Origin of the sequence: Tenacibaculum sp. 1_MG-2023 (assembly GCF_030547425.1) — a bacterium.
In the GTDB taxonomy this organism is placed as follows: domain Bacteria; phylum Bacteroidota; class Bacteroidia; order Flavobacteriales; family Flavobacteriaceae; genus Polaribacter.
Genome location: NZ_JAUORH010000029.1, coordinates 21,455 through 31,298 on the forward strand (window position 1 = coordinate 21,455; position 9,844 = coordinate 31,298).

The window sequence follows — 9,844 nt, forward strand, 5'->3', positions numbered from 1 at the left end:
ATTTTTATCATCAATATATTGTATTTATTCTTACAACTTATTTGCTTAAATACATTTTACGTCTTGCATATAAATCGTAAAAAGCATCATCTCTAAGTGAATCTATAAACAGAATACTTTCTCCTGTCGATTTCATCTCAGGCCCTAAATTCTTATTTACATTAGGGAACTTATTAAAAGAGAATACAGGTTGCTTAATTGCAAAGCCTTCTAACTGTGGATTGAAATCAAAATCAGTTACTTTTTTATCTCCTAACATCACTTTTGTAGCATAATTCACATAAGGTTCTTTATATGCTTTTGCTATGAACGGAACCGTACGAGATGCACGTGGGTTTGCTTCAATGATAAAAACTTTATCATCTTTAATTGCAAACTGAATGTTGATTAATCCTACTGTATCTAGTGCTAAGGCAATTGTTTTAGTATACTCCCTAATTTGCTCTAATACTAATTCCCCTAAATTAAAGGCTGGTAAGGTAGCATTCGAGTCTCCTGAGTGAATTCCACAAGGCTCAATATGCTCCATAATTCCAATGATGTATACATTTTCACCGTCACAAATTGCATCTGCTTCTGCTTCAATTGCTCCTTCTAAATAGTGATCTAACAATAATTTATTATTAGGAATTTTGCGTAATAAATCTACTACATGCTCTAATAATTCTTCTTTGTTAATCACAATTTTCATTCCTTGCCCACCTAATACATATGATGGACGCACTAAAATTGGGAAATCTAATTCATCTGCTAAAGCTAAAGCTTCATCAGCATTTTCTGCAACTCCAAACTCTGGATAAGGAATATTATTTTCTTTTAATAAGCTAGAGAAACTTCCACGATCTTCCGCTAAATCTAACGCTTTATAGCTAGTTCCTAAAATCGGAATTCCGTAACGTTCTAACTTTTCAGCTAATTTCAAAGCTGTTTGTCCTCCTAACTGAACTATAACGCCTTCTGGTTTTTCATGCTTGATGATGTCGTAGATATGTTCCCAGAAAACAGGCTCAAAGTATAATTTATCTGCCGTGTCAAAATCGGTAGAAACAGTTTCTGGGTTACAGTTAATCATAATCGTTTCGTAACCACATTCTTTTGCTGCATACACACCGTGAACACAACAGTAATCAAACTCAATTCCTTGACCAATTCTGTTAGGTCCTGAACCTAATACAATTACTTTTTTCTTATCAGAAACCACACTTTCGTTTGATACAGAAACGGTACCATCCGCTGTTTCTATTTCACTTTCAAATGTTGAATAGTAATAAGGAGTTTGTGCTTTAAATTCCGCAGCACAAGTATCTACTAACTTGTACACACGTTTTATTTTTAATTCCTCACGTTTTTTATACACTTCACTTTCTAAGCACCCTAACATGTGAGCTATTTGACGATCACCATATCCTTTCTGCTTAGCCTCTAATAATAACTCTCTATCAAGTGTATCAACAGTATATGTAGAAATTTCTTTTTCTAACATATATAGCTCTTCATATTGGCGTAAGTACCACATATCAATCCTAGTAATTGAGTGTATTTTACTTAACGGAATTCCCATTTGAATTGCGTCATAAATAGCAAATACTCTATCCCAAGAAGCATATGTTAATTTTTCTATAACTTGGTTGTAGTCCTTATACCCTTTACCGTCAGCTCCAATTCCATTACGTTTAATCTCTAACGATTGAGTTGCTTTATGTAACGCCTCTTGGAACGAACGTCCAATTCCCATTACTTCTCCAACCGCTTTCATTTGTAGACCTAACGTTCTATCAGAACCTTCAAACTTATCAAAGTTCCAACGAGGAATTTTTACAATTACATAATCTAATGTTGGCTCAAATAAAGCTGAAGTAGACTTAGTAATTTGGTTATCTAGCTCATCTAAAGTATACCCTGTTGCTAATTTAGCAGCAATTTTTGCAATTGGATATCCAGTTGCTTTTGATGCTAATGCTGATGAACGAGATACACGTGGGTTAATTTCAATTGCAATAATATCTTCCTTCTCATCTGGAGAAACGGCAAATTGCACGTTACATCCTCCAGCAAACTCACCAATAGAGCGCATCATTTTAATTGCCATGTCACGCATTTTTTGGAACGTTTTGTCCGATAATGTCATGGCTGGAGCTACTGTTATAGAATCTCCGGTATGAATCCCCATTGGATCCATATTTTCAATAGAACAGATAATTACAACGTTATCGTTATCATCACGTAATAACTCTAACTCGTATTCTTTCCACCCCATCATTGCTTTATCAATCATTACCTCATGAATTGGAGAAATCTCTAATCCTCTTGATAACGACTCTTCAAATTCTTTCTCATCATATACGATAGATGCTCCTGCTCCACCTAATGTGAAAGAAGCTCTAATACATAACGGAAACCCGAACTCCTGCGCTATTTCTTTTCCTTTTAAAAATGACGTTGCAGTAGCTTGAGGTGCCATTGGCACGCCAATTTTTTCCATTAATAAGCGAAACTTATCTCTATCCTCTGTAATATTAATAGCATCAATATCTACTCCTATAATTTCAACATCAAAGTCTTTCCAAATTCCTTTTTCGTCAGCTTCAATACAAAGATTTAATGCAGTTTGCCCTCCCATAGTAGGTAAAACAGCATCAATTTGTGGGTGCTCTTTTAAGATTTGAACAATAGACTTCGTATTAAGCGGCAACAAGTATACATGATCAGCCATCGAAGGGTCTGTCATAATTGTTGCAGGATTCGAATTAATTAAGATAGTTTCAATACCATCTTCTCTCAAAGATCTTAACGCTTGAGATCCTGAATAATCAAATTCACATGCTTGACCAATAACAATTGGCCCAGATCCAATAATTAAAATCGATTTAAGGTCTTGTCTTTTAGGCATTTTAATTTGTGTTGTGTTGTGATGTAAAAATAAAAATTGTTTGGTTATAAAAAAAGGCGATACTTAACAGTAACGCCTTTAAAAAATTAACAATAGTTAATCATTATTTCTTTGGTCTAGATTCAGATGAAACAGACAATTTCTTTCTTCCTTTTGCTCTTCTTCTAGCTAATACTTTACGTCCATTAGCAGAAGCCATTCTTTCGCGGAAACCGTGTTTGTTTCTTCTTTTTCTCTTCGATGGTTGGTACGTTCTTTTACTCATTACAGTATATCTTAAATATCTTCTTTAAAAATGTTTTGCTTTTGTGAAATTCCGTCTGCTAAAAGCGTGGGCAAATATACAACAGTTTTTCAGTCTGACAAACCCTTATTTTATTTTTTTTAAAAAAAAGTCTGTTCGGCAAACATACATAATTTTTCTGTACGTTTTTTATCTTTTTTATTTGTTCTAATTGCCAGACTTCTTACTTTTGCGCAAACCTAACAGCACCATGAATAATACAAAATACGTTTTTGTAACCGGAGGCGTAACTTCATCACTAGGGAAGGGAATTATAGCCGCTTCTTTAGCCAAATTATTACAAGAAAGAGGATACTCAGTAACCATTCAAAAATTAGATCCATATATTAATATAGATCCAGGAACATTAAATCCATACGAACATGGGGAATGTTATGTTACCGATGATGGGGCTGAAACCGATTTAGATTTAGGACACTATGAACGTTATTTAAACATTCCTACTTCACAAGCTAATAATGTTACTACAGGTAGAATTTATCAATCTGTAATAAATAAAGAGCGTAAAGGAGAATTTTTAGGGAAAACAGTTCAAGTAATTCCTCATATTACCGATGAAATTAAGAACAGAATCCAAATCTTAGGAAATACAGGCGATTACGACATTGTAATTACTGAAATTGGAGGAACCGTTGGTGATATTGAATCGTTACCATATATAGAAGCAGTTCGTCAATTACAGTGGGACTTAGGAGAGGATAATGCAATTGTTATCCACCTAACCTTAGTTCCTTACTTAGCAGCCGCTGGTGAATTAAAAACCAAGCCTACACAACACTCTGTAAAAACATTAATGCAAAGTGGTGTTAAACCTGATATTTTAGTATGTCGTTCAGAGCACGAAATTTCTGATGATATTAAACGTAAACTAGCATTATTTTGTAATGTTAAAAAACAAAATGTAATTCAGTCGTTAGATGCTGAGACTATTTACGATGTTCCTAACCTTATGTTTAAAGAAGGATTGGATTATGTGGTATTAGATAAATTAAACTTATCTACACGTAAACAACCTAATTTAAAAACATGGAATAAGTTTTTAGAACGTCACAAAAACCCTACCTCTAGTATTGAAATTGGTTTAGTTGGAAAATATGTTGAATTGCACGATTCATATAAATCAATTACAGAAGCCTTTATCCATGCAGGAGCAGCAGCTAGTAATAAAACAAAGGTTAATGTTCGTTGGATTCATTCTGAAGAATTAACACCTGAAAACGCTGTTAAACAACTAGAAGGTTTAAACGGTGTACTAGTTGCACCTGGATTTGGTGACAGAGGAATTGAAGGTAAAATTGCAGCAGTACAATATGTACGTGAAAACAATATACCCTTCTTAGGTATTTGTTTAGGAATGCAAATGGCAGTTATTGAGTTTGCTAGAAATGTGTTAGGTCTTAAAGATGCAAATTCTACCGAAATGAATCCTAAAGTACCACACCCCGTTATTAACTTAATGGAAGAGCAAAAAGATGTTACTGAAAAAGGTGGCACCATGCGTTTAGGAGCTTGGGACTGTCAATTAACACAAGATTCCAAAGTTTTTCAAGCTTACAAAGAAGAATTAATTAGTGAGCGTCATCGTCATAGATACGAATACAATAACGATTATAAAGAGCAATTAGAAAACGCTGGTATGAAAACAGCTGGTGTTAACCCAAAAACTGGATTGGTGGAAATTGTTGAAATCGACTCTCACCCTTGGTTTGTTGGAGTTCAATACCATCCTGAATATAAGAGTACGGTGTTAAATCCACACCCTTTGTTTGTAGGTTTCATTAAAGCAGCTTTAAAACAATCAAAAAAATAAATTAAAAATCCTGTAACTAAAAATTACAGGATTTTTTATTGACAAAAAATGGAACGCTGTTTGAACTACCATTAATAACGAAATTATTCACCGTAAAACCTCAAAAAAACTAGAGGGTTTTACTACCTTTGTCCGGTTTTTCAGCTTTCAAGAAAAACTTTAAATGACAAGTTGACATTTTAACATATATCAATGGAACAAAAAAAATTTGATTTAAATTCCTTTATAGGAATGCTTTTATTAGGAGGGATTATGCTTTGGTGGATGAACACACAAAAGCCAGAAGAAACTCCTGAAGCTACTACCCAAACAGAGCAAACTACAGATGCTACCACCAACACTGAAAACAATTTAACCGACAACGTAGTTGTAAACGACTCGTTACAACAAATTGCTTTACAAAATAAGTTTGGTGCTTTTGCATACGGAGCTTCAAAAAGCCAAGAAGGAAACACAACACTAGAAAATGACGTTGTAAAGTTAACTATCGATAACAAAGGTGGGCAAATCATCGAAGCTTTAGTTAAAAACTACAAAACATACGACTCATTACCTCTATACTTAATTAAAGATAATAACGCTTCCTTTAATATCAATTTCGGAACTACTGATAACCGAATTTTAAATACTAAAGATTTATTATTTACTCCTACCCTTACCAAAAATGGAGACACCCAAGTACTTTCTTTAAAGTTAAAAGTTTCTGAAGCTAAATTTTTAGAGTACCGTTACGAAATGAAAAAAGGTGATTACCGAGTAGGTTTTGCTGTTCGTTCACAAGGGTTAAGTAATACCATTAATAGTTCTCAAGAAATTAATTTAGATTGGAGTTTAAAAGGTTTTAGACACGAAAAGAGTTTAAAAACTGAAAATATGTACTCTTACTACTATTATAAAGCTGATGATGAAGTAGATTATTTACAAATGAACGATGATGAAGTTGTTAGTGATATTGATTGGGTGGCTTATAAACAACACTTCTTCTCTTCTATTTTAACATCTGATACACCTTTTAGCAATGCAACTTTAAAATCTGTTGATTTTGCAGGTGAGGAAAAAGATAGTGTATATACTAAAACTTACGGATTAAAAGCTCCGTTAGCATTAACAAATGGAGAATTAAATTATAATATGCAATGGTTTTACGGGCCAACTGATTATAATTTGTTAAAATCTTATGAAGGCACTAGTTTAGATGAAATCGCTGACTTAGGCTGGGGTATTTTTGGTTTCTTAAACCGTACTGTGTTCTACCCTGTATTTAATATGTTAAAAGGGTTTATTGGTAACTTCGGATTAATCATCATTTTAATGACGATTGTAGTACGTATTATAATGTCTCCAGTACTATATAAATCGTACTTATCAAGTGCTAAAATGAAGGTGATTCGTCCAGAAATGGAAGAAATCAATAAAAAATACCCAGGTAAAGAAAATGCGATGAAGCGTCAACAAGAAATCATGGCAGTACAGCGAAAAGCTGGAGTAAGCATGATGTCTGGTTGTATACCTGCATTAATGCAAATGCCTGTATTCTTTGCGCTATTTAAGTTTTTCCCTACGAACATTGATTTCCGTCAAAAAAACTTCTTATGGGCAAATGACTTATCTTCATACGATACTATTTTCCAATTACCTTTTAAAATTCCATTTTATGGAGACCACGTAAGTTTATTTCCAATTTTAGCATCTGTAGCCATTTTCTTCTACATGAAAATGAACCAGAGTCAGCAAGCTAATATGCAAGCGCCTACTCAAGAAGGAATGCCTGATATGAGTAAAATGATGAAGTGGATGATTTACTTCTCTCCTATTATGATGTTGTTCTTCTTTAACAATTATGCTAGTGGATTAAGTTTATACTACTTTATCTCAAACTTGTTAACTATTATAATTATGTTCGTTATTAAGAACTATGTTATTGATGAAGCTAAGATTCATGCTAAAATTGAAGAAAACAAAAAGAAGCCTGTTAAAAAGAGTAAGTTTCGTGAGCGTTTAGATGCTGCCATGAAACAAGCTCAAGAACAACAAGCTGCGCAGCAAAAAACTAAAAAGAAAAAATAATTTTTTAGTAAATAATTTAATAAAAAAGGATGCTAATACGCATCCTTTTTTTATTTAACATTCTTTTAACTAAGCCCCGTTAAACCTTTAGAGAAATTTGCGGTCAAACAAGCTTTATAAATCAACATAATGAAGAAAATTACATTACTTATTTTACTAATTAGTTTTACAGCTGTTGCACAGCGTACTACAAAAGGTATCGGTTCTAAAATTACTCTAACTGGTAAAGTTTTAGAAACAAACTCTAAACAACCTTTAGAGTACGCAACTTTAGTATTAAAAAATGCTAACACACAACAAGTTATTGGAGGAGTTACCGATGCCAATGGAGGTTTCTCTATAGATGCTTCATCTGGTACATATGATATAAAAGTTGAATTTATAGGCTTTAAAACTAAAAGTTTAGGAAATCATACTCTAACAGAAAATAAAAGCTTAGGAACTATTCTACTTTCTGAAGATGCTGAAACATTAGAAGAAGTTGAAATTATTGCAGAAAAATCTACCGTTGAAATTCGTTTAGATAAAAAGATTTACAATGTTGGAAAAGATATGACCGTTAAAGGTGGTAATGCTTCTGATGTTTTAGACAATGTACCATCAGTAAATGTAGACGCTGAAGGGGCTGTAAGCTTACGTGGTAATGAAAACGTACGTATTTTAATTGACGGAAAACCTTCTGCTTTGGTAGGATTAACTGGTACGGATGCCTTAAGAAACCTTCCTGCTGATGCTATTGAAAAGGTAGAGGTTATTACTTCTCCATCTGCCCGTTACGATGCAGAAGGTACTGCGGGAATTTTAAATATTATTCTTCGAAAAGGTAAAATTACTGGTTTCAATGGTTCTGTAAACTTAACTGTTGGTAACCCTGATATGTTGAGAATTTCTCCCAACCTAAATTATAGAACAAAAAAACTTAATATTTTTTCAAACTTAGCATACTCTTACAGAAAAGGCCCTGGAAATTCAAATAGTTTTTTTACTAACTTTAATGATAATGGTGTTATCTCTGATTATAGAGACGAAGACAGAACTTTTGACAGAAAAAGTAATAATTATAATGGTTCATTAGGAGTAGAATACTACATTAACGAAAAAAGCTCTGTTACAGGTAGTTTCTTCTATAGAAACTCAAAAGATGACGATATTGCTACTAACAACACTACTTTTTATGATGAAAACAAAATGTTAGATGGTAATCAAATAAGAATTGAAAACGAAAAAGAAGATTCTGTAGACAAGCAATACTCTTTAAATTATACCAATAATATTGACGATGAAGGTCAAAAACTAACTATTGATTTGCAATACGGTGACAGTGAAGAGTCTGAGCCTGCTGAAATTTTTGTAGATGGAACTCTTTCTGAGCAAAATTCACAAATTACAACCTCTAAAGACCGCCTTTTCCAAATGGATTATGTATTACCTATTGGAGAAAATAGTCAATTTGAAGCAGGTCATAAAGCTACATTGCAAGATTTAAACTCAGATTTTAGAGTACGTGATGCTTCTGGAAATCCTTTTCCAAGTGATCCCTCTAATGCTATTGAATTCAAACAAAACATTTATGCTTTTTACTCTCAATACGGGAGTAAGATTAATAAATTCTCGTACCTATTAGGTTTAAGAGCAGAAATCACTGATATCGACTTAACAGTATTTACAACAGATCAATTTAAAGAAAAAAACTACACCGAATGGTTTCCTACCGTTAATTTAGGGTATGAAATTAACGATGGAGAAAATGTTTCATTAGGATATAGTAGAAGATTACGAAGACCACGTCACTGGTTTTTAAACCCTTTTGAAAGTCGTAGTTCTGCTACTAATGTATTTAGAGGAAACCCTGATTTAGATCCTACTTTTACAAACTCATTAGATTTAGGGTATAACACAAGAATTAGTAAACTTAACTTAGGAGCTTCATTATACTATCAATATTCTACGAATATTATTCAAGGAGTTTCAATCTTAGAAGAAAGAGAAGTAGGCGGAGTATTAACTAATGTAACAGTAAGACAACCTGTAAACTTAAATGATGAAAACCGTTATGGATTTGAGTTTACAACAAACTATAATCCAACCAAAAAAGTTAGATTATCAGCTTCTTTTAATTATTTTAAGTTTAATACAGATGCTTTTACTTATGTTTACACTGCCGCAAACGGAGATCAAGTTATCACTCCTTTAAAAGAAGTTAACAATAGTAGTTGGTTTGCTCGTTTTAATTCTCGTGTTACTCTTCCTTGGAAACTACAATGGCAAACACGCTTAATGTACCGTGGACCACAATCTACTGCACAAAGTGACAGAGAAGGTATGTTTATGGCTAATGTTGCCTTAAGTAAAGACTTATTTAAAGAAAAAGCATCTTTAGTATTAAATGTTAGTGACTTATTCAACTCTCGTAAACGAGAAAGTACTACTTACTTATATGATGATAACGGACTTCTTAAAACAATAAATGATGGTTCTTTTCAATGGAGAGAACGCCAAATTTCTTTAAGCTTTACCTACCGATTCAATCAAAATAAAAAACGTGAACGTCCTGAACAAAATGGTGATTTAGATGGAGGTGGTGAAGGATTTTAATTCTTAATTATATATAACAACTTAATAAAAAAGAGAACTGTACGTATAGTTCTCTTTTTTATTAACATTAGAAGTTTAAACAAACTATCATGGTTATTCTCCTGTAGGCTTCCCCTTTTTAGGACACCTCTAATTTCGATAAATAATTATTATTTAGGTCAGATTTGATGAAGAATTT

5 protein-coding genes are annotated in these 9,844 nt (G+C 33.0%); 3 read left to right on the plus strand and 2 right to left on the minus strand.

Going from position 1 to position 9,844, the window contains the following annotated elements:
• Positions 1–37: 37 nt before the first annotated feature.
• Together carB and rpmH are read right to left on the minus strand one after the other, a co-directional pair.
• On the minus strand, positions 38–2,890 hold the full coding sequence (gene carB / locus Q4517_RS14530) for a carbamoyl-phosphate synthase large subunit (protein WP_303510894.1): 2,853 nt from the start codon (positions 2,888–2,890) through the stop codon (positions 38–40).
• Between the two features lie 103 nt (positions 2,891–2,993).
• Complete coding sequence (gene rpmH, locus Q4517_RS14535) at positions 2,994–3,155, minus strand: 50S ribosomal protein L34 (RefSeq protein WP_028891113.1); 162 nt, start codon at positions 3,153–3,155, stop codon at positions 2,994–2,996.
• Positions 3,156–3,384: 229 nt separating this feature from the next.
• On the opposite strand from rpmH, the gene Q4517_RS14540 reads away from it, so the two are divergent.
• From Q4517_RS14540 to Q4517_RS14550, 3 genes are all read left to right on the plus strand, one after another.
• Positions 3,385–5,004, plus strand: coding sequence for a CTP synthase (locus Q4517_RS14540; protein ID WP_303510901.1), 1,620 nt, complete (start codon positions 3,385–3,387; stop codon positions 5,002–5,004).
• A 192-nt stretch (positions 5,005–5,196) separates the two neighbouring features.
• Positions 5,197–7,071 (plus strand): membrane protein insertase YidC, encoded by a 1,875-nt coding sequence (yidC, locus tag Q4517_RS14545; RefSeq protein WP_303510903.1) that lies wholly within the window; start codon positions 5,197–5,199, stop codon positions 7,069–7,071.
• 129 nt (positions 7,072–7,200) lie between these two features.
• Positions 7,201–9,666 (plus strand): TonB-dependent receptor domain-containing protein, encoded by a 2,466-nt coding sequence (locus tag Q4517_RS14550; RefSeq protein ID WP_303510905.1) that lies wholly within the window; start codon positions 7,201–7,203, stop codon positions 9,664–9,666.
• The last annotated feature ends 178 nt before the right edge of the window (positions 9,667–9,844 follow it).

Bases quoted from the DNA above. Each gene is read 5' to 3' on its own strand.
- carB (WP_303510894.1), bottom strand. From the start codon at position 2,890: ATGCCTAAAAGACAAGACCTTAAATCGATTTTAATTATTGGATCTGGG.
- yidC (WP_303510903.1), top strand. From the start codon at position 5,197: ATGGAACAAAAAAAATTTGATTTAAATTCCTTTATAGGAATGCTTTTA.
- Q4517_RS14550 (WP_303510905.1), top strand. From the start codon at position 7,201: ATGAAGAAAATTACATTACTTATTTTACTAATTAGTTTTACAGCTGTT.
- rpmH (WP_028891113.1), bottom strand. From the start codon at position 3,155: ATGAGTAAAAGAACGTACCAACCATCGAAGAGAAAAAGAAGAAACAAA.
- Q4517_RS14540 (WP_303510901.1), top strand. From the start codon at position 3,385: ATGAATAATACAAAATACGTTTTTGTAACCGGAGGCGTAACTTCATCA.